Consider the following 18,922-nt stretch of genomic DNA (forward strand, 5'->3'; position numbering starts at 1 on the left):
CGGTCATTGCCGCGCGTCGGCGACTGCCGGAGAATCCGGGCATATTTGCTTTCTTGAGTTTGATGCATGCCGCAGTCGATCTTCTTCGCTCATGCCAACGGCTTTCCGTCGGCCACCTACGGCAAGCTGTTCGCCGCACTGGTCCCGGATTTTCAGGTGCAACACCTGGAACAGCACGGTCACGATCCGCGCTTTCCGGTCAATGACAACTGGTCGAATCTGGTCGATGAGCTGATCCATCACCTCGAAGGCGGCGACGAGCCGGTCTGGGGCGTCGGCCATTCGCTTGGCGGCGTGCTGCATTATCACGCCGCCTTGCTTCGCCCCGAGCTTTACCGCGGCGTGGTGATGCTCGATTCGCCGGTGCTGACCCTGGCCGACCGCATGGTGATTCGCGCCGCCAAGCGCTTCGGTTTCATCGACCGCATCACCCCGGCCGGCCGCACGCTTGGGCGTCGTGAAGCCTTTGCCAATCTCGTCGAGGCGCGAGACTACTTCGCGGGTAAGAGCCTGTTCAGGCGTTTCGATCCCGAGTGTCTGGACGCCTATATCAGCCATGGCCTGCAACGGGGCGAGCAGGGGCTGCGCCTGAAATTCGATCCGGCCACCGAGATCAGCATCTACCGCAGCGTGCCGCACACCTCACCAGGACTCCCACAACAGTTGGCGGTGCCGCTGGCCATGGTGCGCGGCCGCCATAGCCGGGTGGTGCTACCGCATCATGCGTATCTGCTGCGGCGTATGCCGCGCGCGGAATATCACAATCTGCCTGGCGGCCATATGTTCCCGCTGGAGCGACCACAGGCTACGGCCGAATTGCTGCGTCAGCTGTTCACTCGCTGGGCGGGCAGCCAGGAGCAAACTGCATGAGCGTGGGTTTCGAGGAGGTTCGTCTGAGTCTGCCGCATATCGAGTTGGCAGCTCATCTCTATGGCCCCGAGGATGGTGTGCCGGTTCTGGCCCTGCACGGCTGGCTGGACAACGCTGCCAGCTTCGCGCGCCTGGCACCCAAACTCGAGGGGTTGCGCATCGTCGCTCTGGATTTTGCCGGTCATGGGCATTCCGAGCATCGTTGCGCTGGAGCCGGTTACGCGCTGTGGGATTATGCCTTTGACGTGCTGCAGGTCGCCGAGCAGTTTGGCTGGGAGCGTTTTTCCATTCTCGGCCACTCCATGGGCGCGATCACTGCGGTGTTGCTGGCGGGGGCAATGCCGGAGCGGATTGCGCGCCTGGCCCTGATCGACGGTCTGGTGCCCTATACCGGTGAAGCCGAGCAGGCGCCTGAAAAACTCGGTGAAGCCTTACGCGCCAGGCAGAAGCTCAATGACAAGCGCAAACCGGTGTACGCCGAGATGGCGCGCGCGGTCGAGGCGCGTATGAAGGGTGTCGGCGCGGTCAGCCGCGAAGCTGCGGAGCTACTGGCTCAGCGCGGGCTGATGCCGGTGCCGGGCGGCTACACCTGGCGTACCGACAGCCGCCTGACCCTGCCGTCGCCGCTGCGTCTGAGCTGGGCGCATGCCCAGGCGTTCGTTCGCGCGCTGCAATGTCCGGTCAGTCTGGTGCTGGCGGAGCAGGGCATGATGGGGGCGCAGGCGGCCGTGCGGACCTTGCTGCAGGAGCTGCCGTTCGAGGTACACCGTCTGCCCGGTGGGCATCACCTGCATCTGGATGATGAGGCCGGTGCACAGCTCGTAGCGGATTGTTTCAATCCATTCCTGCGCTTGCCTTGACTTGCCTGCGGCCGTGGGGAAAGGTGTGGCGGTCTGCCATGGAGGATCGCATGATCGACCCGTTAAAAGTCGCCACTCGCTGTACAGCAAGCTCACCCGTCGCGTTTTTTCAGTGGACCGCCACCTTATGAAAGGGGCTGTGCAGTTTTTTTCTGCGGTGCTTGCCACGGTCTGCAGCGGGGCCGTACTGGCGGCCGATGTGCCTGGCAGTCGCGATCTCGAGGTACTGCCGCGGTTTCCTGCCAGTCACATCGTCGCGTTCAAGGAAGCGCCCGATGTCGAGCGTATCTATCCGCAAGGCTCCATTCGCCGCATCAGCGGGCGGTTGCGCTATGAGCGGGAGATTCTCGTGCAGGGCAAGCACAGTGCGGTGACCTACGAGCTGCCACGCACCCACAGCGCCGATCAGGTGTTCACCGCGGCGCGCGAAGCGCTGCTGGAAAAGGACGCCGAGCTGCTCTACTGGTGCCAGGGCCGTGAGTGTGGTGCGAGTAGCCTGTGGGCCAACTCGGTATTCGGCAATGCCACGCTATATGGCTCTGACGACCAGCAGGCCTATGCCTTGTTACGCCTGGCCGAGCCGAATCACGAGAGTCTGCTGGTGCTATACAGCATCACTCGTGGTAATCGCCGTGCTTACCTGCATGTCGAGCAACTGGATGCCGAAGCCCCTCTAGGCGTGTTGCTGCCGACGCCGGCGACCTTGCTGCGTCAGTTGCGCGCCGATGGGCAACTGAAACTGCCCGATGAAGCCAAGGCCGACAGCGCCTGGGTCGAGGTGCTGGCGCGCAGCCTGAACCTCGACAGCACCCTGCGCGTCAGCCTCGCCGGCAGCCAGGCCGAGGCCTGGCGCGAGGCGTTGATCGAGCAGCGCGTGCGCGAAGCGCGCCTGGAGTTGGGTGAGAGCTCGGATGAAACACTGAGCGTGCGTTTGTTGCGTTAAGCTATCGTTGGCAATCGTCTGTGACAAAGCGCCCGTAAGGGCGCTTTGTCGTTTCGTCGAAGGGAGTCTCGCTTGATGGCCACTAATGATCGTCTGCTGGTGCAGATTCTTCTGCTCGGCCTGCTGGCTGCCAGCCTATGGGTGCTTGCGCCATTCTGGTCGGCGCTGTTCTGGGCCGCCGTGTTGGCCTTTGCCAGTTGGCCGCTGATGCGTCTGCTGACGCAATTGCTCAGAGGGCGGCTGTCACTGGCGGCGGGTATTCTCACCTGTGGCTGGGTGATCCTGGTGGCGGGGCCGCTGATCTGGCTGGGCTTCAACCTGGCCGATCACATCAAGGATGCCAATGCGCTGATCAAGGGGCTGCAGGTCGAGGGGTTGCCGCCACCGCCGGCATGGCTGGCAGGCCTGCCGCTCGTGGGGGAGCGTCTGGCTGCCTTGTGGCTGACCATCGATCAGCAGGGCGCGGCCTTCTTCGCTTCCCTGCGGCCTTATCTCGGTCAGGTCGGCAACTGGTTGCTGGCACGCAGTGCGCAGCTCGGCGGCGGCATGCTGGAGCTGGGTCTGAGCCTGGTGCTGGTGTTCTTCTTCTACCGCGACGGGCCTCGCCTGGCAGTGTTCGTTCATGGCCTGTTGGAGCGTCTGATCGGCGAGCGAGCCGATCATTACCTGGAGCTGGTCGCTGGCACCGTGCAGCGGGTGGTCAATGGCGTGATCGGCACTGCTGCGGCCCAGGGCCTGCTGGCGCTGATCGGCTTCTGGATCGCTGGCGTGCCGGGGGCGATCGTGCTGGGTATTCTTACCTTCGTTCTCAGCCTGGTGCCGATGGGACCGCCGCTGGTGTGGATTCCCGCCACTGCCTGGTTGGTATGGCAGGGCGACTACGGTTTTGCCCTGTTCCTCGGCGTCTGGGGCATGTTCGTCATCAGCGGCGTGGACAACATTCTCAAACCCTACCTGATCAGCCGTGGCGGCAACCTGCCGCTGGTGGTGGTACTGCTTGGCGTGTTCGGCGGCTTGCTGGCGTTCGGCTTCATGGGCCTGTTCCTCGGCCCGACTCTGCTGGCGGTGGCCTACAGCCTGCTCAGCGATTGGGTGGCGGACAAGACACCACCGGCCGAAGCCGTGGTCGACAAACCACTGCCGGGCGAGGAACCACGCGGCTGATCAGCCGCGTTCGCTTTCGTACTTGTCGAGGGTGTCGCGAGCGATCTGCCGACCCAGCATGATCAGCTCCGGCGCCTTGTAGAACTCGAAGAAGCGGCAGGCGCGCTTGGGTACGTTGATCAGGATGTCCGGTGGGTAGCCGGCGATCTTGTATTGCGCCAGCGAAGTCTGCATCACCTCGAAGCTCTGGTTGACCAGCTCCAGCAATGATGCCGGCCCGCTGAATTCGGCTACCCGCGAGCCGCTGGCGGATTTCGGCGCAGGTTCATCATCTTCTTTGCGGCTAGGCGCCGCGGCCGGGCCGATGTCATCGGCGAGCCGCTGCTGCTCGGCGAGCAACAGGGTTTCGTCCTCGCTCTTGCGGCGAAAACTGGGCAGACGCGAGCCGAGTGACGTCATCAACTGGTCGATGCGCCCCTTGAGGGCCGCGGGGCGTTCGATCACCGGCAACTGGTAGTGATTCTGGTTGGTGGCGTTGAGGTTGACCGCGATGATCAGGTCGCAGTGGCTGGAGACCACCGGGACGATTGGCAGCGGGTTGAGCAGGCCACCGTCGACCAGCATGCGCTTGCCTTGGATGACCGGCGTGAACAGGCTGGGAATCGCTGCCGAAGCGCGCATCGCCTGGTGCAGGCAGCCTTCCTGGAACCAGATTTCCTGCTGGTTGGTCAGGTCGGTGGCGACGGCGGTGAAAGGGATGGCGAGGTTTTCGATGTCCACCTCGCCAACGATCTCCTGAATGCGCCCGAATACCCGTTCACCGCGAATGGCGCCGAGGCGGAAGCTGACGTCGAGCAGGCGCAATACATCGAGATAATCCAGGCTTTCCGTCCATTCACGGTATTCGCGCAGCTTGCCGGCAGCGAAAATACCGCCTACCACCGCGCCCATCGAGCAGCCGGCGATGCAGCCGATTTCGTAACCGCGCTCCTGCAACTCCTCGATCACACCGATGTGCGCATAGCCGCGCGCACCTCCCGAGCCCAGTACCAGCGCCACTTTCTTGCTCATTGACCGATTCCCCCTGTGAAGCTCCGACCTTACTCGCGCTAGAGGGCTGAGCCAAGGCAGTCTTTGCTAGAATCCGCCGCCAGTTATCGCGGTGAGAGAAAAACCATGAGCGAACCCATTCGTTTGACCCAGTACAGCCACGGCGCCGGCTGCGGCTGCAAGATTTCGCCGAAGGTGCTTGAGGTGATTCTCGCTGGCAGCGGCGCGCAGAATCTCGATCCCAGACTCTGGGTGGGCAATGCCTCGCGCGATGATGCGGCGGTATACGCCATCGACGAAGAGCGTGGCGTGGTCTCTACGACCGACTTCTTCATGCCGATCGTCGACGATCCCTACGACTTCGGCCGTATCGCCGCGACCAATGCGATCAGCGACATCTACGCCATGGGCGGTGAACCGCTGATGGCCATCGCCATCCTCGGCTGGCCGGTCAACGTGCTGGCCCCGGAAGTGGCGCGCGAAGTGATCCGCGGTGGCCGCGCCGTGTGTGATGAAGCCGGCATCCCGCTGGCGGGCGGTCACTCGATCGATGCGCCGGAACCGATTTTCGGCCTGGCCGTGACCGGCCTGGTGAGCAAGGCCAACATGAAGCGCAACGATACCGCCACGGCTGGTTGCAAGCTGTACCTGACCAAGCCCCTGGGCATCGGTATCCTCACCACGGCGGAGAAGAAGACCAAGCTGCGCGATGCGGACGTTGGCCTGGCGCGTGACTGGATGTGCACCCTGAACAAGCCCGGCAGCCGCTTTGGCAAGCTCGCCGGCGTGCGCGCGATGACCGACGTCACCGGCTTCGGCCTGCTTGGCCACCTGGTGGAAATGGCCGATGGCAGTGGCCTGAGTGCCCGTGTCGAGTTCGCCCGAGTGCCGCGTCTGGAGAGTGTCGAACACTATCTGGAGCAGGGCTGCATACCCGGTGGCACCTTGCGCAATTTCGACAGTTACGGCGACAAGATCGCGCCGCTGCCTGAGCTGGCCAAGCTGCTGCTGTGTGACCCGCAGACCAGCGGTGGCTTGCTGATTGCCGTGGCGCCGGAGGGCGAGGCCGAGTTCCTTGCCGTGGCCGCCGAGCTGGGGCTGGATCTGACGGCCATCGGTGAGATGGTCGAGCGACAGCGTTACGCGGTCGAGGTGTTCTGATGCGCGACAACTGCACCGACTACCGCGATCTGTTCCTGCATGACCGGGCGATGATGGATACCCGTGCGCCGGTCGAATTCCACAAAGGCGCCTTTCCCGGCGTGATCAATTTGCCGCTGATGACCGACATCGAGCGGCAAAAGGTTGGCACCTGCTACAAGCAGCAAGGCCAGCAGCCTGCAATCGAGCTGGGCCATCAACTGGTCAGCGGCCAGACCAAGGCCGAGCGCATCGAGGCTTGGGCCGCCTTTGCCAAGGCCAACCCTGACGGTTACCTGTACTGCTTTCGCGGTGGCCTGCGCTCGCAGATCGTCCAGCAATGGCTGAAAAGCGAGGCGGGCATCGACTATCCGCGCGTGGTTGGTGGCTACAAGGCCATGCGCACCTTCCTGTTGCAGACCACCGAAGAGGCCGTGCAAGCGTGCGATTTCGTGCTGGTGGGCGGGATGACCGGCACCGGCAAGACCGAGGTGATCAGCCAGCTGAACAACAGCCTGGACCTGGAAGCGCACGCCAATCACCGAGGCTCCAGCTTCGGCAAGCGCGCCACTGGCCAACCCGAGCAGATCGATTTCGAGAATGCTCTGGCCATCGATATGCTCAAGCGCCGTGCCGCGGGACAGCAGCAGTTCGTGCTGGAAGATGAGGCGCGTCTGATCGGCCGCTGCTCCTTGCCATTACCGCTGTATCAGGCGATGCAGCACCACCCGCTGGTGTGGCTGGAGGACAGTGTGGCCAACCGTGTGGAGCGGATTCTGCAGGCCTACGTGGTCGAGTTGTGTGCCGAGTTCGTTGCAGCCCAGGGTGCCGAGGCAGGCTTCACCGCCTTCGCCGCGCGCTTGCGTGAGAGCCTGGCCAATATCACTCGTCGCCTGGGTGGCGAGCGGTACCAGCGCCTGGCTGCGATCATGGAGCAAGCGCTGCAGGAGCAGCAGGTCGATGGCCGGGTAGATACGCACCGCGGCTGGATCGAGGCTTTGCTGGTCGAGTACTACGATCCTATGTACGTGTTCCAGCGCGAGAGCAAATCCGGGCGGATTGAATTCGCCGGGGAGCAGCAGGCTGTGGTGGAATACCTGCGTAAGCGAAACGGCGGGTGAGGTGGCACTTTCCTTCTGCCGTAGCGTCATAGACTGGGCCAACCCGTAGTCATATCCGTTCGAGGAGTGTGGTCGATGAAACACTGGATCTGTTTACCGCTGCTTGCGGTGGTGCTCACCGGCTGCGCCGGCAAGACCGTCTACCGTGAGACCTGTGCCAATCAACTGGATGCCGCCTGGAAAGAGCTGAGCATTGCCGAGGCCGAGGGTTTCGCTGGTACGGTGAGCTATTCCAAGGCGCTTTCGCTGCTTACCGCTGCCAAGACCCAGCAGCAGTTCGAAGCCTACGAAGGCTGCACCAGCAAGGCCGAGCGTGCGCGCTTTTACATCCGCGAATCGCGAGCGGGGCGTTGATGCAGCTCGATTTCTCCGATCTGAGCCCGCTCGAGGCTTATCGCTGGCTGGCTTCCACTGTCACGCCGCGGCCTATCGCCTGGGTCTCGACCCGTTCCGCCGAGGGCGTGGCCAATCTGGCGCCGTTCAGCTTCTTTCAGGTGATCAGTGACAACCCGCCGACCTTGCTGGTCAATGTCAACACCCGCGACGATGGCAGCCTCAAGGACAGCCTGCGCAATGCCCAGGCCAGCGGCGAGTTGGCGATTCAACTGGTCAGCTTCGCTCAGGCCGAGGCGATGAATGCCAGTGCCGCGATCCTGCCTCATGAGGTCAGCGAATTTGCCCATTGCGCCATTGCCAGCCAGCCGTGCGAGCGCATCGACGTGCCGCGAGTCGTCGGCGCCCCGGTGACCTTCGAATGCCGTGTGACGCAAATCCAGCCCTATCCGGCGCAGCAACCCAATTGTCATCTGATCTTCGCCGAAGTGTTGCTGGCGCATATCGATGACGCAGTGCTCACCGAGCAGGGGCGCATCGACCCGCTCAAACTCGATCTGGTGGGTCGCCTCGGTGGCAGTGCCTATTGCCGCACACGGGACCTTTTCCAGATGCAGCGACCCTGAACCCGTTCTGAAAACGACGTCCAGTTAGCTCTCCCGGCCATCTTGCTGTCTGCTGGCTTGTCGCCAGTAGCGCTGCGCTCCTATGTTCCAGAATTCGGGGCTGGCTGCAGTAGGCAGGGGGATGTCATGGGTGGCTCATTGAGCAAGCGGCTGGCCAGTCTGAGCACGGCCAGCAAGTTGATGCTGGGTTTTGCTCTGGTCTTGATTCTGACCGCTCTGGTGGCTGTTACCGGTTTGCTGGCGTTGCGTGAAGTCAGTGCTGGCGCTGAGCTGCAGCAGCGCATGAGCGTGCTCGGCGAGCAGGTGCTGCGCATGCGTCAGAGCGAGCAGGCGTTCGCGCTGAGTGGCGATAGTCAGCACGCCGAGCATCTGGCCGAACAGGCCGAGGCGATTCTGCAGGCCGGGCAGACACTGCAAGGTGAGCTCGACAGCGATACGGCCGCGATTCTGGCGCAGGTCGAGCCTGCACTGGCCGACTACCGCAGCGCTTTTGCCCGCTACGTTGAACTCACCGACAACATGCAGCTGTCCCTGCAAGCCGCCGACTGGCTGGTGGTCAGCGCGGCCAACAGCCTGGATCTGCTGCAGGAGGGGCTGGCCGAGGATGGTGTGGACCTGCTCAAGAGCTCCCAAGGCGAGCAGGGCGGTGATTCGGTCCTGCAGGCCGGTAAGGTCGGCAAGATTCATCAACTGCTGTTGCAGGCGTTGGATCAGGCACGCCAGCGCCTGGAGGCCAGCCGGCGCAGCGATAGCAATGAACAGGCGGAAATTGCCCAGGCAGGCGAGGCGCAAGCCCTGGCGGCCGAGTTGCGCGATGCGCTGGACGATCCCGGCTATGCCGCGGTGCTCGGCGAGGTGGTGGTCAACGTCGATTCCTTCAATGAGCGCCTGAAGGAATACGCCGCCCAGTTGCAGCAACAAAAACAGGTATACGGGCAGCTGGTCGCTCAGGTCGAGCAGTTGCTGCAGCGGGTCGAGCTGGCCCTGGACACGCAACGCCAGGCCATGCATGCCGAGCGTCAGGCCAGCAGCGGTCTGATCATCCTGGCGGCGGCGCTGGCGCTGCTTTTCGGTCTTGGCGCGGCGATCATGATCAGCCTGGCCATCGTGCGTCCGCTCAAGCGCGTGATCGGCCTCGCCGAATCCATTGCCAGTGGCGACCTCAGCGTACGTATCGAACAGGATCGGCGCGATGAAATCGGTCAACTGCTCGCTGCCATGCAAGGGATGTCCGCCAACCTGCGCGATATGGTCGGCCGCCTGCAGGGTGGTGTGGCGCAGATTTCCAGCTCCGCCCAGACCCTCTCGGCAACTGCCGAGCAGACGCGCCAGGGCGTCAATGGTCAGAAGCTGGAGACCGATCAGGTCGCCACCGCCATGAGTCAGATGACGGCCACGGTGCACGAGGTGGCACGCAATGCCGAGGCCGCAGCAGCTTCCACCGAACAGGCTGACCAGCGTGTCGGTGCCGGAAGCCAGGTGGTGCGCCAGACCCTGCAGCGCATCGAGCAATTGGCTCGCGCCATGGATGCCACTACCGAGAGCATTCAGCGCCTGAGCCAGGACACTCAGCGTATCGATGCCGTACTCGACGTGATCAAGAGCGTAGCCGAGCAGACCAATTTGCTGGCGCTCAACGCGGCCATCGAAGCGGCGCGCGCCGGAGAGCAGGGGCGTGGTTTTGCGGTGGTCGCCGATGAGGTGCGGGCGTTGGCAAAACGCACTCAGCAATCCACGGCGGAAATCGAGTCGCTGATCGCGGCCTTGCGCGAGGGTAGTCGCCGCGCGGTGACGGACATGGAGCAGAGCGCCAGCCTGGTGAACCTCACGGTTGGCGACGCCAACCAGACCGAAGGCGCCCTGGCGGCCATTGCCGAGGCGGTGAGCCTGATCTCGGAGATGAATCAGCAGATCGCTGCTGCGGCTGAGCAGCAGACCGCCGTGGCCGAGGAAATCAACCGCAGCGTCACCTCGATCCGCGATATTGCCGATCAGTCAGCCACGGCCATGGACGAAACTGCCGCGTCGAGCATTCAGCTGGCTGAGCTGGGGCGTGAGCTGCAGGGTATGGCGGGGCACTTTCGCCTGACATAGCGTCTGCCCTCACAGTTTCGTGAGCAAACTTTGCATAGCGCTATGCCACGCCCCGGCGCCCCAGTAGCATCGACGTTCTGCATAAGGAGCGAATGATGCGAAGTAAACTGGATACCTGTCTCGACTCGGTCAATCAGGTGTTGCTGGGCAAAGAGGCGCAGGTACGCCTGGCGCTGACCTGCCTGCTGGCGCGCGGTCACCTGTTGATCGAAGACCTTCCGGGCATGGGCAAGACGACCCTCAGTCATGCCCTGGCACGGGTGCTGGGGTTGAGCTTTCAACGCATCCAGTTCACCTCCGACCTGTTGCCCGGAGATATTCTCGGCACCTCGGTGTTCGACAAGGACAGCGGGCAGTTCGTCTTTCATCCGGGGCCGATCTTCGCCGAGCTGGTGCTGGCCGATGAAATCAACCGCGCCACGCCGAAGAGTCAGAGCGCGCTGCTGGAAGCCATGGAAGAAGGCCAGGTGACCATCGAGGGCGCGACGCGGCCGCTGCCCGAGCCATTTTTCGTCATCGCCACGCAGAACCCGGTCAGCAGTGGCGGCACCTTCGCCTTGCCCGAATCCCAACTCGATCGTTTTCTCATGCGTCTGTCGCTGGGCTATCCGGCGCAGGCTGCGGAACGGGCGTTGCTGCTGGGCGATGCCCGGCGTGATCTGTTGCCGCGCATGGAATCCGTTCTCGACCATGCCGAACTGGCCCGCTTGCAGGCGCAAGTGCCCAAGGTGCGTGCCAGTGATGCGCTGATCGACTACGTGCTGCGCCTGGTCGAGGCGACGCGCAGTCAGCCGCAATTCGCCTGGGGCTTGTCGCCACGTGCCAGTCTGGCGTTGCTGGCCGCTGCACGGGCCTGGGCTTTGCTGGCCGAACGTGACTACGTCATTCCCGAAGATGTGCAAGCGGTGCTGCCATCAGTGGTGGGGCATCGTCTGCGCGAGCGCGCTGACCCCACCGGTCACGGTGGCGGCAGTCTGGTGCAATGGCTGCTGCGCGAAGTGCCGGCACTCTGATGCGTGCAGCGCTGAAGCCGCTCTGGCGGCGTTGGTTGGCCAGGCGTATTCCTCCAGCGGCCAGCGTGCGCCTGAATCAGCGGCGCATTTTCATTCTGCCCAGCCGGGTGGGGGCGGTTTTTGCCGTGGCTCTGCTGCTGATGCTGCTGGTGGGCATCAATTACCAGAACAGCCTGGCCTATGGCCTGACCTTCCTGCTGGTATCGGTGTTTGTCGTCACCATCCTGCATACCTACCGCAACCTGGCCGGGTTGGTGCTCAAGGCGGGTGGCGGTGGTGCGGTGTTCGTCGGCGAGCATGCGCGTTTTCGCGTGCGCCTGGAGAGCCCTGAGCGTGAGCGCCAGGCCGTGGCGCTGGGCTGGCCACCGTCTGATCTGGTGGTGCGCGACGTACCGCGCCAGGGACAGACCGAAGTGGATCTGAGCCAGCCAGCCGTGCGACGTGGCTGGCTGCGACCCGAGCGTCTACGGGTGGAAAGCCGTTTTCCGCTGGGCTTGCTGGTGGCCTGGAGCTGGGTCGATCTGGATCAGGCGGTGCTGGTCTACCCGCGGCCGCTGGAGGGGGAGCTGCCGATGTCGGCGGGCCTGGGCGACGAGGAGGAGGAAGAGGGCATGCGTGCCCGCGGCCAGGGCGCCGATGATTTCCAGGGCCTGCGCGAGTATCAACCAGGCGACTCGAAACGGCGCCTGGACTGGAAGGCCTATTCACGTGGCCAGGGCTTGCTGGTCAAGGATTTCGCCATGCTCAGCGGCCGCGATCTATGGCTGGACTTCGACAGCCTGGGTGGCGACAGCGAAATGCGTTTGTCGCTGCTCTGCCACTGGGTGCTGCAATTTACCGAGCGGCAACAGGCGTTCGGCCTGCAACTGCCCGGGCAGGTAATCGCTCCGGATTATGGTGAGGGTCATCGCGATGCCTGCCTGCGCGCCCTGGCGTTGTTCGGAGCGCGCGCATGAGCAGCCTGCCGGGTATCCCGAGGATCGCCCTGACCTGGTTGTTGGTCGCCCAGGTGCTGGTGATCGTGCCGCACCTGGTGCATCTGCCGCTGTGGATGATCGCCCTATGGCTGGGCGCTGCCGGTTGGCGTGTACAGATCTTTCGCATGCGGGCGCGCTATCCCAATGGCTGGGCCAAGGGCGGTCTGGTGCTGCTGGTGCTGGCGGGCATCCTGCTTTCGCGCGGCACGCTGGTGGGGCTGGATGCCGCGTCGGTGCTGCTGATCGCCACCTTCACTCTCAAGCTGCTGGAGATGCGCACGCGGCGTGATGCGCTGGTGCTGATCTTCCTCGGTTTCTTCTGCGTGGTGACCGCGTATCTGTTCGAGGACGGCATTCTTGCCGCGCTCTACAGCCTGCTGCCGGTCACGGCGCTGCTGACCGCGTTGGTCGGCCTGCAGCACAGTGGATTTGCCGAACGGCCCTGGCCGCCCCTGCGCCTGGCAGGTGGCCTGGTGCTGCAAGCGGTGCCGCTGATGCTTCTGCTGTTCGTGTTCTTTCCGCGCATGGGGCCGTTGTGGTCGCTGCCACTGCCCAGCGACAAGGGCGTCACCGGCCTGTCGGACAGCATGGAGCCGGCTGATATCGCCGAACTCAGTCGCTCCTCGGCACTGGCCTTTCGCGCCAGTTTCGAGAGTGAAGTGCCGCCCAGAGGGCAGCTGTACTGGCGTGCTCTGACGCTGGAGCGCTTCGATGGCAGGCGCTGGTCGCAGTCCGGTTATGCTGATGTTCCGCTGGCTCCGCAGTGGAGCAAGGCCGGCGAGCCGCTCGATTACAGCATCATCATGCAGCCCAGCGGCAAGCGCTGGTTGTACGCCCTGGATGTCGGCGAGATGGCGCAGGGCAGTGGGCGGATGATGAACGACTTCCGTTGGCAGAGGCTGCGTCCGGTGGATCGACCCCTGCTGTACCAGGTGCGCTCCTGGCCCGAGGCCATGCGGGAGGCGCAGGCCGAACCGCCAGGTATCCGACAAGCGCTGCAATTGCCCCAGCAGGGTGATCCGCGCAGTCGCGCCTGGGCGGCTGAACTGAAGGAGCAGCATCCGCAGAGCGACGCATTGGTGGCGGCAGTGCTGCAGCATTTCAACCGTGAACCCTACGTGTACACACTGCGTCCGCAGCCTCTGGGCAGCGACAGCATCGACGATTTCCTGTTCAACACCCGGCGTGGTTTCTGCGCACACTATGCCGGCGCCATGACCTTCGTGCTGCGTGCTGCGGGTATTCCCGCGCGGGTGGTCGCCGGTTATCAGGGCGGCGAGCTCAATCCCAATGGCAACTACATCCAGGTACGTCAGTTCGACGCCCACGCCTGGGTCGAGTACTGGCAGGCGGGCCACGGCTGGCGCAGCGTCGATCCGACTTTTCAGGTAGCGCCGGAGCGTATCGAGCAAGGGCTGGAAGAGGCCTTGGCCGAAGAGGATGGTTTTCTCGACGATCAACCCTTCTCGCCACTGCGCTACCGCGAACTGGCCTGGCTCAATCAGCTGCGCATGAGTTGGGAAAATCTCAATTACGGTTGGCAGCGCTGGGTGCTGGGGTACCAGGGTGAGCAGCAGCTGAAACTGCTGCAGAACTGGTTCGGCAGTCTCGATTGGCAGCGTCTGGCGCTCGTTCTGGTGGGCACTGGAGTGCTTGTGATTGGCTTGCTGGCGCTGTGGTTGCTCAAGCCCTGGCAGCAACGGCCTGATTCGCAACGCCAGGCGTTTCGCAAGTTCGAGCGGCTGCTGGCGCGCCATGACGTGCGCCGAGAAGCGGGTGAGGGCGCACGCTCCTTCGCGTTGCGTGCTGCGCAGCAGTTGCCTGAGCAGGCGGCGCAGATCGAGACATTTGCCCGTTGTTTCGAGCAGCAGCGTTATGCCGGTGGGCCAGCTTCGCGTGATGCCCTGCGGCAGGCATTGAGTGATTTGCGCAGAGCATTACCCTGGCGCCTGTCGCGTTAGCGACCATTGGTCACTTGTTTGAGTGGAGATCGAACATGAGCGATTTCATCGAACATTGTTTGGCGCGTGTCCTGGCTTTGCAGGTGCGACTGTATGCCTGCCAGGCGCGGCTGGCCGACTGCACTGACACCGAGGCCTTGCACGACCTGCGCATCGCCCTGCGGCAATTGCGCAGCCTGTTGCGTCCGCTGCGCGGTCTGCCGGCTGTGGATGCTCTGGAGCAGGGAGCCGCAGTGCTGGGCCGCCTCAGTGGGCCGCTGCGTGATCGTGAGGTGTTGGTGGCCGAGCTGACGCGTCTGGGCCTGGTGCATCTGGCGCCTGCCGATGAAGCGCAGCGCGCCGCAGGTTACGTTGCCATTGCCAGCAGTCGCGAGTTGGCCGACCTGATGCTGTTGCTCGACGGCTGGCCGGCGAATTGGCGTGAAGCGGCCAGGCAAGGCCAATTGAACGATGTGGACAAGCGCATCCGGCGCCGCCTGCGGCGTCAGCAACGACAACTGGCCCGCGCGTTACGCGATCCGGCGCATGACCGCCATCGCCTGCGCCTGCTGATCAAACGTGTGCGCTACGCTGCTGAAACCTACCCGGCACAAAGTCGTTTGAGCAAGGCGGCGCAGCTCAGGCTCAAACGTGCGCAAAGTGCCCTTGGCGACTGGCACGATCACCTGCAATGGCTGGCGCAGGCCGATGCGCTGGCGTCGCTGGGCCCTTGCCGGGCAATCTGGCTGCAGGCTCAGCAGGCGGCCGAGCAACGTGCTGATGGAGCTTTGCTGGCGCTGTATGGCGATTTTCCCAGCGTGGGATAAGGTGACATTTTCGCCGCAAATATGACCGAATAGCCGTTGTTGCGGGCTATCGTTCAGTTACTGCCATCCCCTAAGATCATCGCCATCGATGAATGCCGAGGTGCGTATGATCTTTTCCGAAATGCTCGAAGCGGTGCGCCGCGATGCCGATGCCGTGGTGATCCCGGCCGAATGGGGGCAGGGGCGCGCCAGTTTCGGCGGTCTGGTGGCGGCTCTGGCGTTCGAGGCGATGCGTGCCAAGGTGCCGCAGGACCGACCGGTGCGCTCGTTGGCCATCACCTTCGTCGGGCCGGTGGCGCCGGATGTTCCTGTCAGTTTTCAGGCCGAGGTGCTGCGCGAGGGCAAGGCGGTCAGCCAGATGTCCCTGCGTGCAGTTCAGGATGGCCAGGTGGTGACCGTGGTGCAGGGCAGCTTTGGCGCATCGCGTCCTTCGACGATTGCCGTAGAGGCACTTGCCGCGCCGCAGATCACGCCGGTCGAGCAATGCCAGGAGTTGCCCTACGTACGCAATGTCACGCCGGAGTTCACCCGCTTCCTGGCCATGCGTTGGGGGATTGGCGGCATGCCTTTCAGCAACACGCCGTCGCGGCAGATGGGCGGCTGGGTGCGCTTGCGCGGTGAGCACGAGCCGCAGGCGCTCAGCGAGGCGCATGTGCTGGCACTGGTCGACGCCTGGCCACCTGCGGTGCTGCCGTATCTGAAAAGCCCGGCGCCGGGCAGCTCGCTGACCTGGACCATCGAGTTCGTCCAGCCGCTACACACCCTCAACAGCGAAGACTGGTGCCTGTATCGCGCGGATATCGAACATGCCCGCGATGGTTACGGGCACGTGGCGGCGGCGATGTGGACACCTGCAGGTGAGCTGATTGCCTTGAGTCGGCAGACCGTGACCGTATTTGCCTGATTCAATGGCGCCGGCGTTGGCGCCAGGCGCGCCACCACGCGCCGCTGAATAGAAAGCGCGGAAACGTCACGCACTGCTCCAACAGCAGACGCTTCAGCGCATCGCTCTTGCTGGCGAAGGGTTCCGCAGGCTGTTGTTCCAGTCTGTGGCCGTGAGCTTGCAGCGCCACGGAGGCGATCAGGCCGATGCTGCCCAGTGCCAACGGCACGAACCGCAGATGCCAGAGGCCGGTCAGCAGCAGTATCAGCGACAGCAGGAACAGCGGCACGGCGATCAGGTGCAGCAGCAGATTCGTAGGATGCCGATGCTGGCTGGCGTAATGGCGCCATTGCCAGGCCAGCAGGTTGGGGTGGCGTTTGCTCATGGAACGATCCTCGGCTCAATGAGACGAGTCTAGGATCGCCGCCCATGCAGAGCGAATTGCTCCTGGCTATGGCGCAGATAGGCTTATGCCTAAAGGGCCACCTTCACAGGCGCAACTGGCCGATGGCCTTGTTCAGCTCGCCTGCCAGCTGGGCGAGTTGCTGACTGGTGGCGGCCGATTCGAGGGTCTGGCCAACGGTCTGTTCGGTGACGTCGCGAATGCCCACCACCGAGCGGCTCATTTCTTCGGCCACCTGGCTCTGCTGTGTGGCGGCCACGGCGATCTGTGTATTGCTGTCGCGCATCAGCGCCACGGCGGCGGTGATCGCCGCCAGCGACTCGCCGGCTTCTTGCGCCAGTTGTACGCAATGGTTGGCGTTCTCCGAGCTTTCGCGCATGAACTCTACGGCGTCGCGGGTGCCGCCTTGCAGGTTGCCGATCATCTGGGTGATTTCGTCGGTGGACTCCTGCACGCGCTTGGCCAGGTTGCGTACCTCGTCGGCGACCACGGCGAAACCGCGGCCCATTTCACCGGCGCGGGCGGCCTCGATGGCCGCATTGAGGGCGAGCAGGTTGGTCTGTTCGGCGATGCCGTGAATCACACCGACCACGCGGCTGATGTGCTGGCTGTCTTCGGCCAGGCGCTCGATGCTGGCGGCGCTCTGGCCCACACCTTGCGACAGGGCCGCGATGGATTGCTCGACCCGTTCGACCACCTGCTGGCCTGCGCGCGCTAGCTGATCGGCATTGAGCGACTGATCGCGGGTGGTGCCAGCGTGATCGGCGATATGCTGCACGGTCGCCGACATCTCGTTGATCGCGGTGGCGGCCTGGTCGGTTTCACTTTGCTGGCTGAGCATGCCCTGGCGCACGGCCCCCATGCGCTCGGCCATATCGCGGGTGCCACTGTTCAGCTCGCCAGCCACCTGGCCGACGGTGCCGACCACGCGCTGATAGCCGGCTTGCATGGCGTTGAAGGCGGCAGCCATCTGACCGACCTCATCACGGCTGCTCAGCGGTACGCGCAGGGACAGGTCGCCGCTGCGCTCGGCTTGCAGTATCACGTCCTTGAGGGTGTTGAGGTGGCTCAAGAGAAAGCGGATCAACAGCTGCGAGGCAGCCAGCAGCAACAGCATCAACACGGCGACTGCGATGGCGTAGGTCAGTGCGTGCTGGGCGAACAGGTCGAGCAGGCTGGGCGCGCGCGCCATGATTGCCAGAGTGCGCCCATCGCTGAGGGTGACACGCTGCGCGCCGATCACCGGCGAGTCGCCGAACCGGGCGTCATGCTTCACTGCCTGCCAACCACTGGCGTCGGGGCCACCTTGAGCGCCTGGCAGGCTGCCGTTGCCCATCTGGATGTTGCTCGAATTGGGCAGTGCTGCCTGCTGCGGCCACTGCTGGAGTAGGCGCGCCTGCGCGATTGCAGCCTTCCTGGCATCGGCGCTGCGTGCCTGTTGCTCGGTATGCAGGGCGAACAGCACCAGCATCAGGCTGATGACGAAGGCGACGGCGTTGACCGCCCAGAATTTGTATTTGAGAGAAAGATCGCTGATCCAGGCGCCCATGCTGTTGTTATCCGTCTCGCTGCGTTCGCTATTGGCTAGCAGGCCGTTGAAAAACGTAGGCGAGGCAGCCAGTGCAATACCGATGGCGGCCCCGCAAAAACAGGCGAAAAACGACCGGGGTCGCGCCCGACTTTACGAGTTGTAAATGAGCACTTGATTCGCTTCGCTCACCCCTTCGGGGCCGCGCTAAAGCGCGTTCAGTCTGCGACTGTGAGGCTGTTTTTAACGCAGCAATGGCAACGTAGGTAGTTTTTCAACTGCCGGCTAAGTGCCAGCAGTATGCCTCGATGAATGGCCAGAGTCTTGACGTCAATCAATACTCTGGTGTCGAGCCCTGCAGTATGGCTGGTAGATCGAAGAACGCTCGCGCACAGGCTGTGGTCTGTGCTGCCAGGGTTTCCTCGCTTTGCCCGCGGTGCAACGCCACCTCCCGCAGCACCTCGCCGAGAAAGGCGGGCTCGTTACGCCCGCTCTTGGGCTTTGGCCGCAGGCTGCGCGGTAGCAGAAAGGGCGCATCGGTCTCCAGCATCAGGCGCTCGCCGGGGATGTCCTTGAGCAGCGGATGCAGGTGCGTGCCGCGACGCTCATCGCAGACCCAACCGGTGATGCCGATATGCAGGTCGAGATCGAGATAGGCATAGAGCGCGCGCCGCTCGCCAGTGAAACAGTGCACCACCGCTGCGGGCAACTGATCGCGGTAGTTGCGCAGGATTTCCAGCAGGCGCTGGCTGGCTTCACGCTCATGTAGAAATACCGGCATCTGCAGTTCGACGGCTAGGGCTAGCTGTTCTTCCAGGGCTTTTTCCTGTGCCGGGCGTGGCGAGAAGTCGCGATCAAAATCCAGTCCGCATTCGCCTACGGCGCGCACTTGTGGCTCTGCTAGTAACGCCTTGAGCGCGCGGCTGCTGGCACCGTTCCACGAGCTGGCGTCGTGCGGATGAACCCCGGCGGTGCTGAACAAGCGTTCACCGCTGCTATCCAGCTGTCGGCAAAGTGCGAGGCTGGCTTCGCTTTCATTCAGACTGGTGCCGGTCAGCACCAACTGACACACGCCGGCTGCATAAGCGCGTTCGAGTAGCGCCTCGGCCTGCACCGCGAGGCTGGGGTGGGTGAGATTGACGGCAATATCGATGAGTTGCATGGTGCCACCTGTTGAACGCGAAGGGGCAGAATAGCAGATGGTGTCCGT

General features: G+C 63.7%; 18 protein-coding genes. 14 read left to right on the forward strand and 4 right to left on the reverse strand.

All coding sequences use genetic code 11. The features are described from left to right. Positions 1–66 precede the first annotated feature (66 nt). The 4 genes from JWV26_RS21320 to JWV26_RS21335 all read left to right on the forward strand — a co-directional run bounded on the left by JWV26_RS21320 (position 67) and on the right by JWV26_RS21335 (position 3,837). Positions 67–870: an alpha/beta fold hydrolase gene (locus JWV26_RS21320; RefSeq protein ID WP_206417759.1), complete on the forward strand. Its 804-nt coding sequence runs from the start codon at positions 67–69 to the stop codon at positions 868–870. Next, positions 867–1,730, forward strand: a complete 864-nt coding sequence (locus tag JWV26_RS21325) for an alpha/beta hydrolase (RefSeq protein WP_206417760.1) — start codon at positions 867–869, stop codon at positions 1,728–1,730. The genes JWV26_RS21320 and JWV26_RS21325 overlap by 4 nt, the downstream gene beginning before the upstream one ends. 127 nt (positions 1,731–1,857) lie before the next feature. After that, the gene (locus JWV26_RS21330; RefSeq protein WP_206417761.1) at positions 1,858–2,673 is read left to right on the forward strand and encodes a DUF4892 domain-containing protein; all 816 of its coding nucleotides are present in this window, start codon (positions 1,858–1,860) and stop codon (positions 2,671–2,673) included. Positions 2,674–2,748: 75 nt separating this feature from the next. Next, positions 2,749–3,837, forward strand: coding sequence for an AI-2E family transporter (locus JWV26_RS21335; protein WP_072424130.1), 1,089 nt, complete (start codon positions 2,749–2,751; stop codon positions 3,835–3,837). Here JWV26_RS21335 and JWV26_RS21340 read toward each other — a convergent pair whose 3' ends face one another. Then, complete coding sequence (locus JWV26_RS21340) at positions 3,838–4,848, reverse strand: patatin-like phospholipase family protein (protein ID WP_072424129.1); 1,011 nt, start codon at positions 4,846–4,848, stop codon at positions 3,838–3,840. Between the two features lie 105 nt (positions 4,849–4,953). On the opposite strand from JWV26_RS21340, the gene selD reads away from it, so the two are divergent. The 10 genes from selD to JWV26_RS21390 all read left to right on the forward strand — a co-directional run bounded on the left by selD (position 4,954) and on the right by JWV26_RS21390 (position 15,802). Then, positions 4,954–5,988: a selenide, water dikinase SelD gene (gene selD / locus JWV26_RS21345; RefSeq protein ID WP_074914804.1), complete on the forward strand. Its 1,035-nt coding sequence runs from the start codon at positions 4,954–4,956 to the stop codon at positions 5,986–5,988. Further along, positions 5,988–7,088, forward strand: a complete 1,101-nt coding sequence (mnmH, locus tag JWV26_RS21350; protein ID WP_206417762.1) for a tRNA 2-selenouridine(34) synthase MnmH — start codon at positions 5,988–5,990, stop codon at positions 7,086–7,088. The genes selD and mnmH overlap by 1 nt, the downstream gene beginning before the upstream one ends. Positions 7,089–7,163: 75 nt before the next feature. Further along, positions 7,164–7,442 carry a hypothetical protein gene (locus JWV26_RS21355; protein WP_017677124.1) on the forward strand — a complete coding sequence of 93 codons (279 nt, stop codon included), beginning with the start codon at positions 7,164–7,166 and terminating at the stop codon, positions 7,440–7,442. Further along, entirely contained in the window at positions 7,442–8,047 is a 606-nt protein-coding gene (locus JWV26_RS21360; RefSeq protein WP_206417763.1) for a flavin reductase family protein, read from the forward strand. Before JWV26_RS21355 ends, JWV26_RS21360 begins: the two co-directional genes overlap by 1 nt. Positions 8,048–8,173: 126 nt before the next feature. Beyond that, entirely contained in the window at positions 8,174–10,141 is a 1,968-nt protein-coding gene (locus tag JWV26_RS21365; protein WP_206417764.1) for a methyl-accepting chemotaxis protein, read from the forward strand. A 95-nt stretch (positions 10,142–10,236) separates the two neighbouring features. Further along, complete coding sequence (locus tag JWV26_RS21370) at positions 10,237–11,154, forward strand: AAA family ATPase (protein ID WP_206417765.1); 918 nt, start codon at positions 10,237–10,239, stop codon at positions 11,152–11,154. Beyond that, positions 11,154–12,110: a DUF58 domain-containing protein gene (locus tag JWV26_RS21375; RefSeq protein ID WP_072424124.1), complete on the forward strand. Its 957-nt coding sequence runs from the start codon at positions 11,154–11,156 to the stop codon at positions 12,108–12,110. The genes JWV26_RS21370 and JWV26_RS21375 overlap by 1 nt, the downstream gene beginning before the upstream one ends. After that, a complete protein-coding gene (locus JWV26_RS21380) occupies positions 12,107–14,092 on the forward strand; it encodes a transglutaminase TgpA family protein (protein ID WP_206417766.1) in 1,986 nt (661 codons plus the stop codon). The genes JWV26_RS21375 and JWV26_RS21380 overlap by 4 nt, the downstream gene beginning before the upstream one ends. A 35-nt stretch (positions 14,093–14,127) precedes the next feature. Further along, positions 14,128–14,898, forward strand: coding sequence for a CHAD domain-containing protein (locus JWV26_RS21385; RefSeq protein ID WP_206417767.1), 771 nt, complete (start codon positions 14,128–14,130; stop codon positions 14,896–14,898). Between the two features lie 106 nt (positions 14,899–15,004). Beyond that, positions 15,005–15,802 (forward strand): acyl-CoA thioesterase, encoded by a 798-nt coding sequence (locus JWV26_RS21390; RefSeq protein WP_206417768.1) that lies wholly within the window; start codon positions 15,005–15,007, stop codon positions 15,800–15,802. Between the two features lies 1 nt (position 15,803). Here JWV26_RS21390 and JWV26_RS21395 read toward each other — a convergent pair whose 3' ends face one another. From JWV26_RS21395 to JWV26_RS21405, 3 genes are all read right to left on the reverse strand, one after another. Beyond that, a complete protein-coding gene (locus JWV26_RS21395; protein ID WP_206417769.1) occupies positions 15,804–16,166 on the reverse strand; it encodes an Mpo1-like protein in 363 nt (120 codons plus the stop codon). Between the two features lie 103 nt (positions 16,167–16,269). Then, positions 16,270–17,733 (reverse strand): methyl-accepting chemotaxis protein, encoded by a 1,464-nt coding sequence (locus tag JWV26_RS21400; RefSeq protein WP_206417770.1) that lies wholly within the window; start codon positions 17,731–17,733, stop codon positions 16,270–16,272. Positions 17,734–18,046: 313 nt separating this feature from the next. Further along, on the reverse strand, positions 18,047–18,874 hold the full coding sequence (locus tag JWV26_RS21405) for a TatD family hydrolase (RefSeq protein WP_093052471.1): 828 nt from the start codon (positions 18,872–18,874) through the stop codon (positions 18,047–18,049). Positions 18,875–18,922 lie beyond the last annotated feature (48 nt).

Origin of the sequence: Ectopseudomonas toyotomiensis (assembly GCF_017167985.1) — a bacterium.
In the GTDB taxonomy this organism is placed as follows: Bacteria; Pseudomonadota; Gammaproteobacteria; order Pseudomonadales; family Pseudomonadaceae; genus Aquipseudomonas; species Aquipseudomonas toyotomiensis.

Coding starts and splice junctions, on each gene's coding strand:
- JWV26_RS21320 (WP_206417759.1), top strand. CDS start 67: ATGCCGCAGTCGATCTTCTTCGCTCATGCCAACGGCTTTCCGTCGGCC.
- JWV26_RS21380 (WP_206417766.1), top strand. CDS start 12,107: ATGAGCAGCCTGCCGGGTATCCCGAGGATCGCCCTGACCTGGTTGTTG.
- JWV26_RS21340 (WP_072424129.1), bottom strand. CDS start 4,848: ATGAGCAAGAAAGTGGCGCTGGTACTGGGCTCGGGAGGTGCGCGCGGC.
- JWV26_RS21325 (WP_206417760.1), top strand. CDS start 867: ATGAGCGTGGGTTTCGAGGAGGTTCGTCTGAGTCTGCCGCATATCGAG.
- JWV26_RS21335 (WP_072424130.1), top strand. CDS start 2,749: ATGGCCACTAATGATCGTCTGCTGGTGCAGATTCTTCTGCTCGGCCTG.
- JWV26_RS21395 (WP_206417769.1), bottom strand. CDS start 16,166: ATGAGCAAACGCCACCCCAACCTGCTGGCCTGGCAATGGCGCCATTAC.
- mnmH (WP_206417762.1), top strand. CDS start 5,988: ATGCGCGACAACTGCACCGACTACCGCGATCTGTTCCTGCATGACCGG.
- JWV26_RS21370 (WP_206417765.1), top strand. CDS start 10,237: ATGCGAAGTAAACTGGATACCTGTCTCGACTCGGTCAATCAGGTGTTG.
- JWV26_RS21405 (WP_093052471.1), bottom strand. CDS start 18,874: ATGCAACTCATCGATATTGCCGTCAATCTCACCCACCCCAGCCTCGCG.
- JWV26_RS21385 (WP_206417767.1), top strand. CDS start 14,128: ATGAGCGATTTCATCGAACATTGTTTGGCGCGTGTCCTGGCTTTGCAG.
- JWV26_RS21355 (WP_017677124.1), top strand. CDS start 7,164: ATGAAACACTGGATCTGTTTACCGCTGCTTGCGGTGGTGCTCACCGGC.
- JWV26_RS21390 (WP_206417768.1), top strand. CDS start 15,005: ATGATCTTTTCCGAAATGCTCGAAGCGGTGCGCCGCGATGCCGATGCC.
- JWV26_RS21400 (WP_206417770.1), bottom strand. CDS start 17,733: ATGGGCGCCTGGATCAGCGATCTTTCTCTCAAATACAAATTCTGGGCG.
- JWV26_RS21330 (WP_206417761.1), top strand. CDS start 1,858: ATGAAAGGGGCTGTGCAGTTTTTTTCTGCGGTGCTTGCCACGGTCTGC.
- selD (WP_074914804.1), top strand. CDS start 4,954: ATGAGCGAACCCATTCGTTTGACCCAGTACAGCCACGGCGCCGGCTGC.
- JWV26_RS21365 (WP_206417764.1), top strand. CDS start 8,174: ATGGGTGGCTCATTGAGCAAGCGGCTGGCCAGTCTGAGCACGGCCAGC.
- JWV26_RS21375 (WP_072424124.1), top strand. CDS start 11,154: ATGCGTGCAGCGCTGAAGCCGCTCTGGCGGCGTTGGTTGGCCAGGCGT.
- JWV26_RS21360 (WP_206417763.1), top strand. CDS start 7,442: ATGCAGCTCGATTTCTCCGATCTGAGCCCGCTCGAGGCTTATCGCTGG.